This window comes from Paenalicyclobacillus cellulosilyticus, from assembly GCF_014647315.1.
GTDB lineage: Bacteria > Bacillota > Bacilli > Alicyclobacillales > Alicyclobacillaceae > Alicyclobacillus_J > Alicyclobacillus_J cellulosilyticus.
This window is the reverse complement of sequence record NZ_BMOY01000105.1, coordinates 382-677: the sequence shown is the minus strand read 5'-3', so window position 1 is coordinate 677 and position 296 is coordinate 382. Positions and strand designations below refer to the sequence as shown.

At 39.9% G+C, this 296-nt stretch carries 1 protein-coding gene; it reads left to right on the top strand.

The annotated features are described in order from the left end of the window. A partial coding sequence (locus tag IEX97_RS13670) for a TVP38/TMEM64 family protein (protein WP_229776920.1) occupies window positions 1–296 on the top strand: 296 nt, incomplete at both ends.

The window sequence follows — 296 nt, the reverse complement described above, 5'->3', positions numbered from 1 at the left end:
CTTTTTTTTCTACCGACCATGGTCGTTACTTTAGCTGGAGGAGCTTTGTTTGGGCCAATTTTCGGTACTTTTTTTAATGTGATTGGTGCAACAATGGGGGCTGCTATTGCTTTTGCGATTAGCCGTTATTGGATCAGTGACTGGGTCCATTCTAAGCAAAATAAGCATATTACCCTTTTAATTCGAGGGGTAGAGCGGCGTGGGTGGCAATTTGTTGCGTTTTTAAGACTGGTACCCATTGTTCCATTTAATTTAGTGAACTATGGATTAGGTTTAACACGAATAAAATTTAGTCA